This window comes from Schaalia sp. JY-X159 (genome assembly GCF_014525425.1).
Taxonomy (GTDB): Bacteria; Actinomycetota; Actinomycetes; order Actinomycetales; family Actinomycetaceae; genus Scrofimicrobium.
This window is the reverse complement of record NZ_JACEXI010000003.1, coordinates 319,842-335,958: the sequence shown is the minus strand read 5'-3', so window position 1 is coordinate 335,958 and position 16,117 is coordinate 319,842. Positions and strand designations below refer to the sequence as shown.

Genomic DNA, 16,117 nt, shown 5'->3' with positions numbered 1-16,117 from the left:
CGTATGACTGACGCCACCGTTGCGTTAGGGAGTCTTCTCTAGTTTCCGCGAAATGGCTTTCACCGCCTCCACAAAAAGGAAGGTCAGGAAGGCCAGAACGAGGACGAGCAGCCATGAACGCCAGCCAATGGGCGCCGACCCGAACCAGGAGTTCATGAAAGGCGTGTAGATGAAGATCATCTGCAGCACCACCAGAGCCCCGGCAGCCATCCAGATCAGACGGTTCCCAACAAGTACCTGCCGTGTCAGTGCGGACGTGTTGAGGAACCTGGATGAGAACAGGAACGCCAACTGCGCAAAGGCAAGCATCGTCACGGCAGTGGTCTGCGCCTGAGCGTGCGTGAGCCCGTGGCTTTGACCGTAGAGGAACACACCGAGGCTCAGGCCACCAATTAGCAATGAAGTCAGTGCGATCAGTCTGATCTGCGCGCGAGGAAGAATCGACTCGTTAACGTCTCTTGGCTTCCGTTGCATGATGCCCGGCTCGGCGGGTTCCGCGGCGAGTGGCAGAGACAGCGTTATCGCCGTAACCAGGTTGATCCACAAGACTTGCACCGGGGAAAGTGGCATGGAGATGCCGAAAACAACCGCAACCAAAATCACGAGGGACTGCGCGCCGTTTGTTGGAAGAAGAAAGACAAGGGACTTGCGGATATTGTCGAAGATTCGCCGTCCCTCTTCGACAGCCTTCTCGATGGTCGCGAAGTTGTCATCCGCAAGGACGATGTCCGCAGCCTCTTTTGTTGCTTCGGTGCCCTTGATTCCCATAGCGACACCAACGTCAGCCCTTGTGATCGAGGGCGCGTCGTTAACTCCGTCGCCGGTCATTGCCACAATCTCTCCACGAGACTGGAGTGCTCGAACAATGCGGATCTTATGCTCTGGACTGGTCCGCGCAAACACGTTCACGTCATGAACGCGCTGACGGAGCTCATCCTGGCTCATCGCCTCAATTTCGCTGCCGGTAATCGCCAGGGCCTGCGGATCGTCACCATCTGGCGCAATTCCCAGCTCCTGCGCGATCGCGACCGCAGTGCCAGCGTGGTCACCCGTAATCATCTTGACGCAGATACCAGCGTCATGCGCCTCTTTAATAGCTTGGACGGCCTCGGGACGTGGCGGGTCAACGATTCCGAACAACCCAAGGAAGGTCAGACCCCTCAAATCGTCAATGCTGAACGTCTCGGGATCGATTCCACGCCCATCTTTGGAGGCTGCGCCGAGGACGCGCAAACCATGGCTCGATAGCTCAGCGTTGCGTGCTTCCCAGGCGTCCTCGTCCAGTGAATAGGTAATGCCCTGGTCATCTGTCTCCTGCGTCGAACGCGCCAGGATCCTGTCCGGTGCTCCGTAGACATGGATGACGAGGCGCCCGTTAGGCATTTCATCCAGCGAAGCCGAGAACTTATGTTCGGAGTCAAAAGGCACCTCTGCAAGACGCTTCGTCTGATTGGGGATGCCTGCCTTCTGCGCCAGCACGGTCAAGGCACCCTCAGTTGGCGCCCCCACCAGTGTCCACTCACCGTTGCTCTTAGTGATCTCAGCATTGCTGGCAAGGGTTCCCGCTTCTATTAGCGCGGTGAGTCCCGGAGTCCTCGATACGTCGATCTCTTTGCCGTCAAACATGATTTGACCATCGGGAGAATACCCTTCTCCACTAACCTGAAACGCCTGGTCACGAGTTGTTCCCTCACGAACAGTCATCTCATTTTGCGTCAGAGTGCCGGTCTTGTCCGAACAGATTGTGGTGACAGCTCCCAGTGTCTCCACCGACGCCATCTTGCGGGTGATTGCATTGCGGGAGGCCATCTGCTTGACACCTAGCGCCATGGTAATCGTCACCAGCGCGGGCAAACCTTCAGGTACAGCAGCAACCGCGAAGCCTATGGCAGCAGAAATCAGCTCATCAATGTCCATGTGGTGGACGATCCGGCCAATGAGAACCATGACGACGGCAATAATGCCGATACCGATCGCGATGTACTTCCCCAGCTTCGCCAGCTTGCGTGACAGAGGAGTGTCCATCTCCTCGACGTCGTCCACCATTTTGGTGATGCGACCAATCTCAGTGTTCATCCCGGTGGCGGTAACCACCCCGACAACATTGCCGCTTGAGACGATGGTTGAAGAGAAGATCATTGAGGAACGATCCCCCACCCCCGCATCCGAGCCCACCGGGCGACTGTCCTTTTCGCTGGGTTCAGACTCCCCCGTCAGGGCGGCCTCGTCGACACGCAAATTGGTGGACTCAAGTATCCGCAAATCGGCAGGAGCTCTACCCCCGGCAGCAAGACGAATAATGTCCCCGGGAACGAGCTCCTCTGCCGGGACATTCTCCCAGGCACCATCCCGAAGCACTTCGGCCTCAAGAGACAACATCTTCTTGATGCCTTCGAGGGCATTCTCAGCCTGCCCCTCCTGGATGAATCCAGTTAGCGCAATCGCGACTGCAGCCACCAGGATGACGGTGAAGTCAACCCAATCGCCGATTATTGCCTTCAATCCAGCTGACCCAAGCAGGATGTAGATGAGAATGTCATCGAAATGGGCTAAGAACCGCAGGATCGCAGGCTTACGCTTCTTGGTTTCGAGGGCGTTCGGTCCGTACCGTTGCAGCCGCGCTTCTGCTGTCGATTGAGTGAGGCCACCTTGGGTGGAGTCGAGCTCAACCAGCACCTGGTTAGTCGTAAGTGAGTAGTACCTGATGTCATCCCCGTCGGAGCGGACACCCATGCCACCGGAGTCCGGCAGCGAGGCAGTTATTGTCATCTGTTGGACCTCTCTTCCAAGCCTTCAGCCTAGAGGAGCACTACTGCCGTCCGATACTACCTGCCTGCCTCGCTGCCGAGAGTATTCAATACTCTTCCATCCCGTTGACAATTCAGCTAGTCTTTGAATTTCGCCTATCTCGGTTGCCAACGCGTTGAGGCGCTTGGTTGCCTCAGCAATCTGTTCCGGGGTACCTTCTACGCCCAACTCACGAACCTTGCCCAACAGAGTGTGGGCCGCATGGCGCAGCGCCTTGGCGCCCTCGAAATCATCGGAGTCTCCGGCCCAGATGGAAGCGATCTTTTCCGTGTTTTCTTCGACGAACTCCCGTCCCGCATCGGTGACTTCGAAGTCGTTTCGCCCTCCCCCCGTAGGCAGAGCAACAATGAACCCCTCATCTACCAGTTGGGAAAGAGTTGGGTACACCGACCCGGGACTCGTTCGCCACACTCCACCGGTCTTCTCTTCGATCCTCTTGATGAGGGCGTAGCCACTTCCGCTTTCTTCCGCCAGCAGTGAAAGCAGTGCCAGCCGCACGTCTCCGCGCCGCGCTCGGCCTCCACGCCGTGGACCTCCAGGTCCACCTGGACCGTTGCCCCGGGGTCCTCCTCCGCGGTGACCGCGGCCCAAATGACCATCGTGGTGGCCACGCTCTTCACAACCTCCGCGCCCCTGCGGTCCACCATGGTGACCACCGTGGCCTCCGAATCCATCATGGGGGTATGGGGCCATTGCGTATACATTCTCTCGTAGTCTCACGATGAGACCTCCTTTTTGTTTTGCATGTGACGACACGTTGTCGAACACGTTACCGATATATCGTTACATGCACTCCGTCTTCTTGTCAACGATATATCGCTATTGGTTATTGGACAGTGCATCTCCTACCGGACTCGAGCGGTGAAGCGTAGACTTTTCTCTAGGTCAACCGGAGTTGCGTTGCATCTGCAACCGCTCCAAATAGGAGGCGATCATGGCCGATACCGAAACAGATATCCTCGGAGAGACTTCACCGGAGAGTACCTGCGACTGTGAAAAGTGCAGGTGCGAGACCTGCTCCGCGACTAAAGAGGATGACTGTGCTTGTTGCAACCACGGCTGTCACTGTTGCGGGGAAAACGCAATGCCCTGCAACTGTGAAGATGACTGCGGCTGTGAGCCTGAAGACTGCAACTGCGGGCACGGACCTTGCGTCTCTGACACAGGCGCTTGCGCATGCGGGTGCGGTGGCCACGGCGACGTCCACGTCTGCCCCGTGTGTGGCATGAAAGTAGAAGAAGGGACAGACTGTGCCTGCGTCTGCCATCACCGCGCTCCCTTCATATGCTCACCCTTCAGTCACTCGTTGTCTCACAGCATTCCCAGCGGCGTCCGTGTGGCGATTGGAATTGCCGCCACCGCGGATTTGGCGCTCAAGGTCGTGGCGCTACGCCGAGCATTGAAGCGGGGAGACAAAGGGTGGGTTGTCCCTCTCGCTGTCCTCAATAGTCTGGGTGTTCTGCCCGCTATTTACCTCTCTACTCACCCGAGGGCAAACCCACATAATGAGTCAAAGTAGCTCCCGCAGCTCGCAGGTTCATTTCGGGTCTGCGAGCTACGACGACACAGAAGCGATTGCTCAACTGTTCTCCGATGCATTTGCCCCTGACCCCGTATGGTCTGCGATCGTCCCCAATGAGCAACGACGGAGGAGGACGGTGAAATCCGGCTTCAAGTCCGAACTCGAGGCCGGGGGATATAGGTACGTCGACGTAGCCCGCATGGATTCGGGCCCCCTTCTAGGTGCACTCAATTACCTACCTCCGGGTGCAACCACTCCAACCAAACACGCATTTGCGGAAGCCGTCGAGCGGATCACAGCCACAATTACGTCCTCGGGCAGAAGAGGTCGAACCCACGACGCAGCAGTCCAGTCGCGCCGACCAGCTCAGCCGCACTGGTACTTCCGAGATATCGTCACCTCTCCCGAAGCCCGTGGCAAAGGCATTGGGTCTGCCCTTCTAAGAAATCGGCTGGCCGTAGTCGACGAAGACCCAATGCCCGTTTTTCTGGAGTCGACAACAGCTGGAAGCAGACGCCTCTATGAACGCTACGGCTTTGAGCATGTTGAGACACTAACAGCGATTCCGGGCGGAACCGTCTTCATTATGGTGCGTCCTGCGCTGCGCCCCACTGGGGATTAGCGACTGCCACGCCAGACCAGTCTGGTGAGGAATCTGGCGGCGGCGCGGCAGAAGGCGGCGGCGGCGATGTCTCAGTCGTAACCTGGTGGGAGGCTGGCTCAGAGAAGATCGGCCTCGAAGCACTCGTTGAGGTGTTCGACACCCAGCATCCCGATTTCACATTCGTGAATGCTGCCGTGGCTGGTGGTGGCGGTTCACAAGCCAAACAGAAACTTGCAGCAGACCTAGCGGCACAGAACCCACCGGACAGCTTCCAGGCCCACGCTGGCGCGGAACTGTCTGATTACATCGATGCACTGGAGATCGAGGACGTGTCGTACCTCTACGACAAGTTCGACTTGAGAGAGGCCTTCCCGGCAACTCTGATCGATCGTCTGACTGTCGACGGCAAGATCTACTCGGTTCCAACGAACGTTCACCGCGCCAATGTGGTTTGGGCGAACCCAGCCGTACTGGAAGAAGCCGGTATTGATCCGGCCCAGGTACCAGCTGATATCGACAGCTGGATTGCCGACATGGAGAAGGTCAAGGCTGCCGGCAAGATTCCGATCACCGTTGGCATGGCATGGACCCAGCTTCAACTTCTGGAGACGGTGCTCATGGCCGAACTCGGTGCGGATGGTTACACCGGTCTGTTTGACGGAAAGACCGCTTGGGACGGACCTGAAGTAACGGCTGCTCTCGACAAGTTCGCGACAATCATCGACCTCGCTGACAAGTCCTACCTCAATGAGGACTGGGAGCCGGCACTGAACCCAGTGCTCAGCGGAGATGCCGCTTACAACGTTATGGGTGACTGGGCGATTGCTGCCTTTGGCGCCGCTGACAAGGTGTACGGCACCGACTACCTGGCATTCCCGGTTCCGGGAACTGAAGGCATGTTCGACTTCCTTGCTGATTCATTCACACTGCCAGTCGGCGCGCCGAACGTAGCGGGCGCTGAAGCATGGATGGAGACCATCTCCAGCATGGAAGGCCAGATCACGTTCAACACCATCAAGGGTTCCATCCCTGCTCGCTCTGATCTGACCGCAGATGATATTGCTCTGTTCAGTGAGTACCAGCAGGACGCGATGAAGGCATTCGCTGAAGACACAATCGTGTCCTCGATTGCGCATGGGGCCGCAACGCCAGTTGCAGTCTCGAACGCAATGAATGACGCAGTCGCGAAGTTCTCGCAGGGCGCATCCGATGTGGCCGGACTCCAAGCTGAGCTAACCGCTGCTGCCGCACCGATGAGCAACTAGGCGCTGCGGACTACTCGGTTCGACTCACTAACCAGGTTTGGGTGGTGGCACCCCAGGTGTCACCACCCAAACCATGAGCAAGGAACACAAATGGCGACCAAATCACAGACGCGGCGTCGAATTCAATGGCGCAAAATCGGACCCCCAATACTGTTGATCTCGCCCTCGGTAATCCTTGTCGGCACCCTCGTCCTCGGCTTCATATGGGCGTGGATTCTTGAGCGCCCCATCAAAGGTGAAGGTTTCTTCCGGTCAATCTTCCTCTTCCCCATGGCTGTCTCTTTCATTGCCTCAGGTGTTGTGTGGAAGTGGCTGCTCAACTCAGGCGTGGATGACAACGCTAAGGGTCTCAACCGACTCTTCCAGATGCTTGGCTTAGACTTCCTCCAGAACTCATGGACTGCGAATATCACTTTCGGTGTTGTTGCTGTAGCGATTCCTGCGATTTGGCAGCTCTCCGGGTATGTCATGGCCCTGTTCTTGGCTGGATTCCGCGGCATGCCCGATGAACTCCGCGAAGCAGCGCGCGTTGATGGCGCGAGCGAATGGCAACTCTACAAGAACATCATTTTCCCGCAGTTGTCTGCAGTGGCACTGTCTGCCGTCATCATCATTGGACACATGGCTATGAAGTCCTTCGACCTGATTATGGCTGTGACGGACCAGCGCACCTACTCAACCAAGGTCCCCGCAATTGACATGTACAACTTCATGACATCGGGGGACTACTCCAATGCGACGGCAGTCGGAACAATCATGCTTGTTATTGTTGCTGCCCTTGTCGTGCCGTACCTGATTCACGACGCGAAGCAGAGGCGGTAAGAAAATGACAAATGCAACGATTGCTCTTGAAGAAGCTGCGGTGCTGGAACCGCCACAGCCTGACAAAAAGCGCAAGAAGATGGACCGCAGTGGGACAACTCCGCGTGTCACTGCATCCCGCTATGCGTTGTTGATCTTCTCCCTGGCGATGGTGCTGATTCCCGTCTACGTCCTCCTCATCACATCATTTAAGGGTTCTGCTGAAGCAGACCCGTCACGCACCTGGTTCCTGCCTGAGGTATGGCAGACACAGAACTGGGTGCGAGCGTGGGATGCCCTGGCGGCACCTATCGGTCGTACATTCCTCCTGGTGATTCCTTCATCCATCATTTCTGCATTCCTTGGATCCATGAACGGGTTTGTGCTGTCGCGGTGGAGGTTCCCCGGAGCGAATGTCGTCTTCACCCTGATCCTCTTCGGCATGTTCATCCCCTACCAGGCTGTGATGATCCCGCTGATGAAGATGGTCCTGACAATGGGATTACCTTCGGGTGTTCCCACGCTGATCCTCGCGCACGTTGTCTATGGCATCCCGATCACTACACTGATCTTCCGCAACTACTACGAATCGATCCCGCAGGAACTGATTGAGGCTTCCCGCGTGGACGGCGCCGGGCTGTTGCGGACGTACTTCTCTGTGGTGCTTCCGATCTCGATTCCCTCATTTGTCGTGGTTCTCATCTGGCAGTTCACTTCCGCATGGAATGACTTCCTCTTCGCACTGTTCCTGACAAACACCAACACCGGCCCAGTCACCCTGTCGCTGAATAACCTGGCGCATGGGTCGATCATGGCCAACTATGGTGCTTCGATGGCTGGCGCGCTGATTGCATCCGCGCCAACGTTGGTTGTGTACATCCTGCTCGGAAAGTACTTCGTTGGCGGGCTGATGGCCGGTTCTGTCAAGGGGTAAGGAGTTCGCCTACGGGAAGCAGGCGTGCGGGTAGGGGTTGTGCGGGGATTCCGCGGGGACAATCCTCACTTGCCACTTCAGCCTAGGCCCGCGGGACGCTAACTACACAGTTGTGGCGGGAATTGGGTTTGGTTTCAACCTGATTCCCGCCACAACTGTGTAGTTAAGGGTTTCTAGGTGCTCTGCACCCCTGCCTGCCGCACGCGCACGCAATCAACCCACACCCCTGCCTTCTGCACACGTGCGGTACCTGCGGTGGAGGCTCAAGCGCCCACTCCACGACAGGGTGCGCTGGGTTTACGGAGCGACCTAGGACATACGGAGCTGGCTAGGCTCAGTTTGGCCTATTCTTACAGCGTTATGCGAGCCTGGCCGGCTCGCTATGGCTTAACCAGCTCGCTAATGCGCCTGGGCCGTTGCGAAAAGGGCTGGCAGAAGGCAGCGAGACACTGACAGGGGTGCTGACACCAGGCGGCGGGGCATCGGAGGAGGTGACGGCCGGGTAGCGCCTGGCGTAGCGGGTGCCAGGCCGCGGGACAGTGGCGGCTGGTGCGGCTGGTAGAAGCGGAGTGGACAGTGGCGGCTGGGGCATATCTCCAACGGACCCCACCTGCATTCTTACTAGAACTTCTACGCATTCTACGCGACCACACGAGCGCTAACATTCCCAGATTGTTACCTTCTTGTGATCTTAACGGGTGGCGTGCACCATATGTTAGCGCTAACCTTACTGTCAGTGGGGCTCAAGATCCCCCCTGCGGAAACCAATGCTGCAGATTCTCGAGGAGGAGAGAGATGCGTAAGAGCATTCGAAACGTATTCATGGCTGCCGCTGCTGGCGTGTCCATGGTGGCACTTGCAGCCTGCGGCGGCGGAGATGCCGGTACAACCGACACCGAAGAGTCCGGCGCAGAAGGCACCGACGTCGATACGTCGGCCGAGTGCCCAGCTGACCTGTCCGGCTTGACCGTCGGCTTCGTCGCAGTTGGCCCTGAAGGTGGCTGGCGTGACGCCAACGAAAACAATGTCCAGGCTGCGTTCAAGGAAGCCGGCGCTGACGTCAAGTACGCAGGCACCGCCGACAACGACCAGGCCAACCAGCTCCAAGCATTCTCGTCATTCGTTGACGAAGGCGTGGACATCATCCTGCTGTCCGCCACCGAAGCAACCGGCTGGGAAACTTCCCTGCAGGATGCTCAAGAAGCAGAGATCCCAGTCATCCTCATCGACCGCATGATTGATCCGGATGATCCTGACCTCTACGTTCAGCGACTTGCCCCCAACAATGAAGAAGTTGCTGCAAATGCTGCCAAATGGGCCAACGAACAGTTCCCCGATGGCGCAAACTACGTAGTCCTTGAAGGACCTTCCGGCGTCTCCGTCGTGAACGAGCGCAACAACGGCTGGGATTCCACCATCAACGACAACTTCACCAAGCTGGAAGCACAGACAGCGAACTGGTCGACTGAAGAAGGCAAGACTGTCCTCTCATCAATGCTGAAGTCCCACAACAACGACATCCAGCTCGTCTTCGCGCAGAATGATGAAATGGGCCTTGGCGCTGTTCAGGCCGTTGAAGAAGCAGGCCTGAAGCCGGGTGAGGACGTCAAGATCATCACGATCGATGGCACCAAGCCTGCCCTCGAAGCACTTGCCGAAGGCAAGCTCAGCCTGGTTGCAGAGTACAACCCCCTGTTCGGTGCTGACGCCGTACAGACCGCCATCGCAACCCTCTGTGGTGAAGAAGTAGAGAAGAACTTCATTGTTCAGAGCGCCATCTTCGACAGCCCCGAGGCTGCAAAGGCCGCACTTGATGCGGGACGCGACTTCTAGTTCTTAGCGAGTTCCCCTAGGCCTTGTGTCGTTGCCCCGAGGTTCTCCCTCGGGGCAACTTCATGAGACTCCCCGACATTCCCAAACATCCCGACCTGCACCTGAGCGAGAAATGATGAGCGATACCGAACCAATCATCGAGATGAAGAACATCTCGGTCGAGTTCCCCGGGGTCAAGGCCCTGCAAAACGTCGACTTCCGTCTGCTACCCGGAGAAGTACACGCATTAATGGGTGAGAACGGCGCCGGCAAGTCCACCCTCATTAAGGCGCTCACCGGCGTGAACACCCTTGCCAGCGGCAAGATCTACATGTCCGGGACAGAGGTGAACTTCGACGGAACTGCCTCAGCTCAGGCTGCAGGGGTGTCGACCGTCTACCAGGAGGTCAACCTCCTCACCAATCTCTCCATTGGGGAGAACGTCATGCTCGGTCACGAAGTGCGTGGGCCTCTGGGCATCAACTGGAAGAAGACCAACCAGGAAGCGCGCACCGCGCTCGCCGCGATGGACCTAGGCCACCTTGATCCCCGCGCACCCCTCTCCTCCATCTCCATTGCCCTCCAGCAGCTTGTCGCCATCTCCCGAGCCATGGTCGTCAAGTGCAAGGTGCTGATCCTTGATGAACCGACCTCTAGTTTGGACGACAACGAAGTCGCCCAGCTCTTCAAGGTGATCGATGGGCTACGCAAACAGGGTGTCGCTATTCTCTTCGTCTCCCACTTCCTAGACCAGGTCTACGAAATATCCGACCGAATGACCGTTCTGCGTAACGGCAAACTGGTCGGTGAGTACCTGACCGCAGACCTTCCAAGGGTTGAGCTGATCTCAAAGATGATCGGCAAGGACATGGGAGCCCTCCGCGAGGCCGAACACCGCCCCGCATCAACGATTCCGTCAGACCGTGGAACCCCGAAGATGAAGGTACTTGGCCTGGGCAGAAAAGGAATGCTCAAAGCAACCGACCTCGACCTCTACGCCGGGGACATCGTCGGGTTTGCGGGACTCTTGGGTTCCGGCCGCACCGAATTGGCCAAGCTGATCTACGGCGCTGACAAGCCCACCGAAGGCTCAATCGCCATCGATGGCACTGATAGCAAACTGTCATCGCCAGCCGTTTCCCTCAGCAAACACATCGCCTACTCAACAGAGAACCGGCGCGATGAGGGCATCATCGGCGACCTGACGGTGCGCGAGAACATCATCATTGCACTGCAGGCAATCCGTGGCTGGACACGTCCTATTCCCCGCAAGGAACAGGATGCCCTCTGCGAGCGCTATATAAAGGAGCTGGGCATCCGCCCCGCCGACCCGGAACGCATGGTGAAGAACCTGTCGGGTGGAAACCAGCAGAAGGTTCTCCTTGCCCGCTGGCTGGCCACAAACCCGGAAGTGCTACTTCTTGACGAACCCACTCGCGGCATCGACATCGGTGCGAAAGCCGAGATCATGGAAATCATCAAGCAGCTGGCCGCAGATGGCATGGCTATCGTCTTCATCTCCTCAGAATTGAGCGAGGTCGCAAGGCTCTCCAACCGCATCCTGGTCCTCAAGGACCGGGCACCACTAGAAACCATTGAAGACACGAGTGATACCACTGTGGATTCCATCGTCAACATCATCGCCGGAGGAGGTGAAGCAGCATGAGGAACCTCTTGCGTAACCAACTCTTTTGGGCCGGTGCCGTCCTCCTCGGACTCATCGTCATCATCCTGCTCAACAACCAGAGTGCCAGCATCGCCTACACAAACGGCCGACTAACTGGGCCGATCATCGACCTCTTTATCTTCGTACCACCGATTCTGATGATTTCCCTGGGCATGACGCTCGTTATTGCAACCAGCGGCATCGACCTCTCCGTTGGTTCGGTAATGGCAGTCTCGGGCGCAGTGGCGATGCAGTTCCTCGTCAACTCACCCTCCCCATCGAGCGCGGGAGCAGCGATCGTCGCTGTACTCCTCGCTCTCCTGGTTGGTGTGCTCTGCGGTGCATTCTCGGGATTCCTTGTCTCTGTCGTCCGCCTCCAACCGTTCATCACGACCTTGATCATGATGCTTGCGGGGCGCGGGATTGCCAATATGATTACCGGCGGCAAGAATGCCGCAGGAAACTCGACCTCATTCAACTGGATTGCACAGGGACGTGTTCTAGGATTCCCAGTCGGCTTCCTCCTCGCACTCGTGGTTCTGGCCATCTTGGTGCTGGTGGTTCGCAAGACGGCCCTGGGACTTTCGATCGAGGCCGTGGGAATCAATCCACGCGCCGCGGAAATGGCGGGCATCCGCTCCGGACGCATTCTCTTCATGGTCTACGCAATCTCAGGTCTGATGGCTGCCATTGCCGGGGTTTTTGCAGTCTCCTACATCGGCACCGTTGAAGTCTCTTCGAGCGGCACGGGTTCGGGTATGGAAATGGACGCCATCCTCGCAGTTGTTATCGGTGGAACATCTCTTGCCGGAGGCAAGTTCAACCTGGGTGGCACCGTCCTCGGCGCATTTGTTATCACGGCCCTCAACCAAGTAGTTGTCTACCTGGGTGTTTCCTCAGCAGCAGTGCCCGCATTCAAGGCCCTTGTCATCATCTTCATCTGTGTCCTTCAGGCACCAATGGTGCACGGCTGGTTCTCTAGACCCGGTCGAGGATCAGATGGCTCAGCCCAAGAAGACAGGACGAACGAGGCCGGTCTCAACAACTCAAAGGTGGTTTCAGCATGAGTGCGGCTCTAGTCGGCGCAACGACCTCCAGGAAATCGCGTCCCAAGGTCCATATCTCCGCCAGCGCGTACCCAACCATCGCAGCGATCGTCTTGCTGGCTGCGCTGCTCATCGGGGGCCAGATTGTTTACGGGAAGATCTTCGCCTGGAACACAATGTCCAGCCTTCTCGATAACAACGCCTACCTCGTCATCTTGGCTGTGGGTATGACCTTCACGATTTTGACTGGCGGCATCGACCTCTCTGTCGGAGCTGTCTTGGCATTTTCGTCCGTCGCTGGCGTCCTCATGCTGCAGGCAGGTGTACCCGTAGTGGTAGTCATGCCGACAATCGTCCTCATGGGAACTGCCTTTGGGCTGCTCTCCGGAATCCTGGTGCGCTACTTCAACTTCCAGCCCTTCATCGCCACACTCTCAACGATGTTCCTGGCGCGCGGCCTAGCGTCGATCCTCTCCATTGAGCCCGTTCGTGTTGACCCTGATTCCTCAATTATGGCCCTTTCCGCGCGCATAGTGCTCATTGATGGCCCGAAGAGAAATGACTTCTACATTTCCCTCAACATCCTTATCGCGCTTGCAGTCATTGTCGCGGGCTACTTCCTGTTGCACAGGACCCGATTCGGACGCACCGTCTACGCCCTCGGCGGCAATGCCCAGTCAGCCGAACTGATGGGGCTACCCGCGGGACGTTCAACAGTCTGGGTCTACGTTGTTTCAGGTACCTGCGCGGGACTTGCCGGACTGGTTTACACAACGACAGTTGGCAACGCTCAGAACATCACCGGCGTGGGCTGGGAGCTGGACGCAATCGCCGCAACGGTCATCGGCGGCACGCTCCTAACCGGCGGTGCTGGATACGTCCTCGGTTCAGTCACGGGTGTCTTCGTCCTCGGCGTCCTCAAGCTGCTCATCACCCGCGACGGCTCCGTGCCTGCCGCTGCAACGACCATCATCACCGGAGCAATCCTGTTGATCTTCGTCCTCCTACAGCGGGCGATCGACCTGCGCCCCACCAACGGGGGTGGTGGCGCCCAAGAGGAAGCCACCATCATCGAAAAGGAGTCAGAGAAGGCCCCACCCGCTGACCTCTAACCTGGTAAAACCAGAGGTAACTCCAAGAAGTAACCCTGATTCCCGTGAACTCCTCCGCGAAAGGTCAAACAACAATGGCAATTGAAATCACAGCCGGCAAATATGGCGCAACTATTGTTTCCGAGGGCGCCGGCCTGGCCTCTCTCACCTACGCGGGTCACGACATCGTCCTCCCACACGACCCTGCAGAAAAGCCCGTCGGCTACAACGGTAAGGTGCTAATCCCCTGGCCCAACCGCATCACCAACGGACAGTATGTGTGGGAGGGCGAAACCTTCACTCTCGAAGTCAATGAGCCTGAAACGGGCGCTTCCCTTCATGGCTTGAGTTGTTGGGTGGACTGGGAAGTCACCGAACACACCGAAACCTCTGCGACGCTGCGAACCCGGATTGCTCCCACTTCCGGCTACCCTTTCCACCTTGAAACCGCTGTCACATACACTTTGGACCCGCAAACTGGGCTCTCCATCTCAGTCGCGACAGCAAACACCGGCGACATTCCCGCCCCATATGGGACGTCGGTGCACCCCTACTTGACAGTCAGGGCTCCTCTTGACGACTGCGTCATTTCAGTCCCTGCAGACACCGTCCTCGAGGTCGATACTGACCTCAGTCCAACAGGCGACATGGACGTCACGGACACCCATCTCGACCTGCGCGGCCCAGCCCCCATGGCGGGCCGCTCCGTTGACCATGCGTTCACCGGACTTCCCGACGGGACCTGGACCGTGAGCCTCACCGATCCAACAACCGGGCGAGCAGTTGAAATGACTTCCTCCGAGCGCTGGGTGCAGATCTACTCAGCAGAAAATCAGCAGCGCCAAGGTGTTGCCGTTGAACCCATGACGTGCCCGCCCAATGCCTTCAATTCCGGTACCGACCTCATCGTTCTTCAGCCAGGACAAACCACAACGTTCACAACAGCTATCCGCGATGTCTCCCCCACCGCCATCATCGACGCGGGCGCAGCCACACTGGGTATTGAGTTCGGGTCGACTCGCATCAAAGCAGTGCTTGTTGACGGGAAGGGATCCGTCATCGCCAGCGGCGCGCATGACTGGGAGAACCAACTTACCGATGATCTCTGGTCCTATCCGGAGTCCTCCATATGGCAGGGCCTCCAAGGGGCTTACGCCTCGTTGGTGCAGGACGTCCAAGCCCGCTACAACACTTCCATCACGGCACTTGCCGCCCTGGGTTTCTCCGCGATGATGCACGGCTACATTGCATTGGACGAGGACGGAAGACTGCTCACCCCCTTCCGCACGTGGCGCAACACCAACACGGGACGCGCAACAGAAGTGCTCTCCGCAGCACTGGACTTCAATATGCCCCACCGTTGGAGTTCGGCGCACCTCTACCAGGCTGCGATCGACGGTGAAGACCACGTCGCGAAGATCAAGTCGATCACCACCCTGGCAGGCCTCGTCCACCAGCGCCTCTCGGGTCGTTCCGTCCTCGGCGTTGGCGATGCTTCGGGCATGTTCCCCATTGATCCGGCCACCCACAACTACGACGAGCAACGTCTAGCCAAGTTTGATGAACTGCTTGCCCAGGCGGGCATCGAGTTCTCCCTTCGGGACGTGCTACCAACGGTCCTTGTCGCAGGTCAGGACGCAGGTCACCTCACCGAAGCGGGCGCCCTCCTGCTGGATCCCAGTGGAGTCTTGCAGCCGGGCACACTCATGTGCCCACCCGAGGGCGACGCGGGCACAGGCATGGTTGCTACCAACGCTGTTGCGGCGCGGACTGGCAATGTTTCTGCGGGAACTTCAATCTTTGCGATGGTCGTCCTCGAACATGACCTGCAACGCGTTCACCCGGAACTTGACATGGTGACGACCCCGGACGGGCTCCCTGTCGCGATGGTCCATTCCAACAATGGTGCCTCTGAATGGGACCAGTGGGTCGGTGTCTTCGCAGAACTCCTCGAGTCCGCGGGTTGTGAACTGTCGCGACCAGCCCTCTACGACCTGGCCTACGCCAAAGCACTGGAAGGTGCGCCTGATGGTGGCGGACTGGTGGCCTACAACTTCCTCTCTGGTGAGCCCGTTGTCGGTCTGGAAATCGGTCGACCCCTGTTCTTCCGTACCCCTGACTCCCCCGTCACACTGGCGAACTTCATGCGGACCCAACTCATGTCGATCTTTGGCGTGCTTCGTCTGGGAATGGACATCCTGATTGAGGACGAGGGCGTCCAACTGGACCGACTGTTCGCCCATGGGGGCCTCTTCAAAACCCCGGTGGTTGCACAGACAATCATGGCCGCCGCCCTGAAGACGCCCGTCACGGTGAGTGCAACAGCCGGCGAGGGCGGCCCCTGGGGAATGGCGCTTCTCGCGCTCTACGCCAGCAAGTATGCTTCTGAACTAAGTCTCCCCGAGTTCCTCAATCGGCACATCTTCGCTGATCTCGAGGCCCTCTCCATAGACCCAAACCCGGAAGACGTCGCGGGATTCAACACCTTCCTTGAGCGCTATAGACGCGCGCTACCCGCCGAGGCCGCCGCGGGACAAAACAGCTAAGACAGTAACCAACTTAATTGAG

At 58.0% G+C, this 16,117-nt stretch carries 12 protein-coding genes and 1 pseudogene; 11 read left to right on the top strand and 2 right to left on the bottom strand.

Annotated features, from left to right (window positions below; all coding sequences use genetic code 11):
* Positions 1 to 24 precede the first annotated feature (24 nt).
* On the bottom strand, positions 25 to 2,769 hold the full coding sequence (locus IDL90_RS07070; protein WP_223175251.1) for an HAD-IC family P-type ATPase: 2,745 nt from the start codon (positions 2,767 to 2,769) through the stop codon (positions 25 to 27).
* Positions 2,770 to 2,793: 24 nt separating this feature from the next.
* Positions 2,794 to 3,306 (bottom strand): PadR family transcriptional regulator, encoded by a 513-nt coding sequence (locus tag IDL90_RS07065; RefSeq protein WP_223175250.1) that lies wholly within the window; start codon positions 3,304 to 3,306, stop codon positions 2,794 to 2,796.
* A gap of 536 nt (positions 3,307 to 3,842) precedes the next feature.
* On the opposite strand from IDL90_RS07065, the gene IDL90_RS07060 reads away from it, so the two are divergent.
* From IDL90_RS07060 to IDL90_RS11710, 11 genes and pseudogenes are all read left to right on the top strand, one after another.
* The gene (locus IDL90_RS07060; RefSeq protein ID WP_187994907.1) at positions 3,843 to 4,037 is read left to right on the top strand and encodes a hypothetical protein; all 195 of its coding nucleotides are present in this window, start codon (positions 3,843 to 3,845) and stop codon (positions 4,035 to 4,037) included.
* Positions 4,034 to 4,327 carry a DUF5652 family protein gene (locus IDL90_RS11870; RefSeq protein WP_398401927.1) on the top strand — a complete coding sequence of 98 codons (294 nt, stop codon included), beginning with the start codon at positions 4,034 to 4,036 and terminating at the stop codon, positions 4,325 to 4,327. The genes IDL90_RS07060 and IDL90_RS11870 overlap by 4 nt, the downstream gene beginning before the upstream one ends.
* Entirely contained in the window at positions 4,314 to 4,952 is a 639-nt protein-coding gene (locus IDL90_RS07055) for an N-acetyltransferase (protein WP_187994906.1), read from the top strand. The genes IDL90_RS11870 and IDL90_RS07055 overlap by 14 nt, the downstream gene beginning before the upstream one ends.
* Positions 4,952 to 6,199 (top strand): annotated as a pseudogene (locus IDL90_RS07050) (ABC transporter substrate-binding protein); the annotation flags it as partial. The gene IDL90_RS07055 and the pseudogene IDL90_RS07050, both read left to right, overlap by 1 nt.
* 90 nt (positions 6,200 to 6,289) lie before the next feature.
* A complete protein-coding gene (locus IDL90_RS07045) occupies positions 6,290 to 7,021 on the top strand; it encodes a carbohydrate ABC transporter permease (RefSeq protein ID WP_187994905.1) in 732 nt (243 codons plus the stop codon).
* 79 nt (positions 7,022 to 7,100) lie between these two features.
* Positions 7,101 to 7,934 (top strand): carbohydrate ABC transporter permease, encoded by an 834-nt coding sequence (locus IDL90_RS07040; protein ID WP_187994976.1) that lies wholly within the window; start codon positions 7,101 to 7,103, stop codon positions 7,932 to 7,934.
* A gap of 795 nt (positions 7,935 to 8,729) precedes the next feature.
* Positions 8,730 to 9,767, top strand: coding sequence for an ABC transporter substrate-binding protein (locus IDL90_RS07035; protein ID WP_187994904.1), 1,038 nt, complete (start codon positions 8,730 to 8,732; stop codon positions 9,765 to 9,767).
* A 115-nt stretch (positions 9,768 to 9,882) separates the two neighbouring features.
* Complete coding sequence (locus IDL90_RS07030) at positions 9,883 to 11,412, top strand: sugar ABC transporter ATP-binding protein (RefSeq protein WP_187994903.1); 1,530 nt, start codon at positions 9,883 to 9,885, stop codon at positions 11,410 to 11,412.
* The gene (locus tag IDL90_RS07025; protein WP_187994902.1) at positions 11,409 to 12,479 is read left to right on the top strand and encodes an ABC transporter permease; all 1,071 of its coding nucleotides are present in this window, start codon (positions 11,409 to 11,411) and stop codon (positions 12,477 to 12,479) included. Before IDL90_RS07030 ends, IDL90_RS07025 begins: the two co-directional genes overlap by 4 nt.
* Complete coding sequence (locus IDL90_RS07020) at positions 12,476 to 13,570, top strand: ABC transporter permease subunit (protein ID WP_187994901.1); 1,095 nt, start codon at positions 12,476 to 12,478, stop codon at positions 13,568 to 13,570. Before IDL90_RS07025 ends, IDL90_RS07020 begins: the two co-directional genes overlap by 4 nt.
* A 74-nt stretch (positions 13,571 to 13,644) precedes the next feature.
* On the top strand, positions 13,645 to 16,095 hold the full coding sequence (locus IDL90_RS11710) for an aldose-1-epimerase (protein ID WP_316930303.1): 2,451 nt from the start codon (positions 13,645 to 13,647) through the stop codon (positions 16,093 to 16,095).
* The last annotated feature ends 22 nt before the right edge of the window (positions 16,096 to 16,117 follow it).

Excerpts from the sequence above, each read along its gene's own strand:
- IDL90_RS07070 (WP_223175251.1), bottom strand. The coding sequence starts at position 2,769 with ATGACAATAACTGCCTCGCTGCCGGACTCCGGTGGCATGGGTGTCCGC.
- IDL90_RS07020 (WP_187994901.1), top strand. The coding sequence starts at position 12,476 with ATGAGTGCGGCTCTAGTCGGCGCAACGACCTCCAGGAAATCGCGTCCC.
- IDL90_RS07040 (WP_187994976.1), top strand. The coding sequence starts at position 7,101 with ATGGACCGCAGTGGGACAACTCCGCGTGTCACTGCATCCCGCTATGCG.
- IDL90_RS07035 (WP_187994904.1), top strand. The coding sequence starts at position 8,730 with ATGCGTAAGAGCATTCGAAACGTATTCATGGCTGCCGCTGCTGGCGTG.
- IDL90_RS07060 (WP_187994907.1), top strand. The coding sequence starts at position 3,843 with ATGACTGTGCTTGTTGCAACCACGGCTGTCACTGTTGCGGGGAAAACG.
- IDL90_RS11870 (WP_398401927.1), top strand. The coding sequence starts at position 4,034 with ATGAAAGTAGAAGAAGGGACAGACTGTGCCTGCGTCTGCCATCACCGC.
- IDL90_RS07045 (WP_187994905.1), top strand. The coding sequence starts at position 6,290 with ATGGCGACCAAATCACAGACGCGGCGTCGAATTCAATGGCGCAAAATC.
- IDL90_RS07055 (WP_187994906.1), top strand. The coding sequence starts at position 4,314 with ATGAGTCAAAGTAGCTCCCGCAGCTCGCAGGTTCATTTCGGGTCTGCG.
- IDL90_RS07030 (WP_187994903.1), top strand. The coding sequence starts at position 9,883 with ATGAGCGATACCGAACCAATCATCGAGATGAAGAACATCTCGGTCGAG.
- IDL90_RS07025 (WP_187994902.1), top strand. The coding sequence starts at position 11,409 with ATGAGGAACCTCTTGCGTAACCAACTCTTTTGGGCCGGTGCCGTCCTC.
- IDL90_RS11710 (WP_316930303.1), top strand. The coding sequence starts at position 13,645 with ATGGCAATTGAAATCACAGCCGGCAAATATGGCGCAACTATTGTTTCC.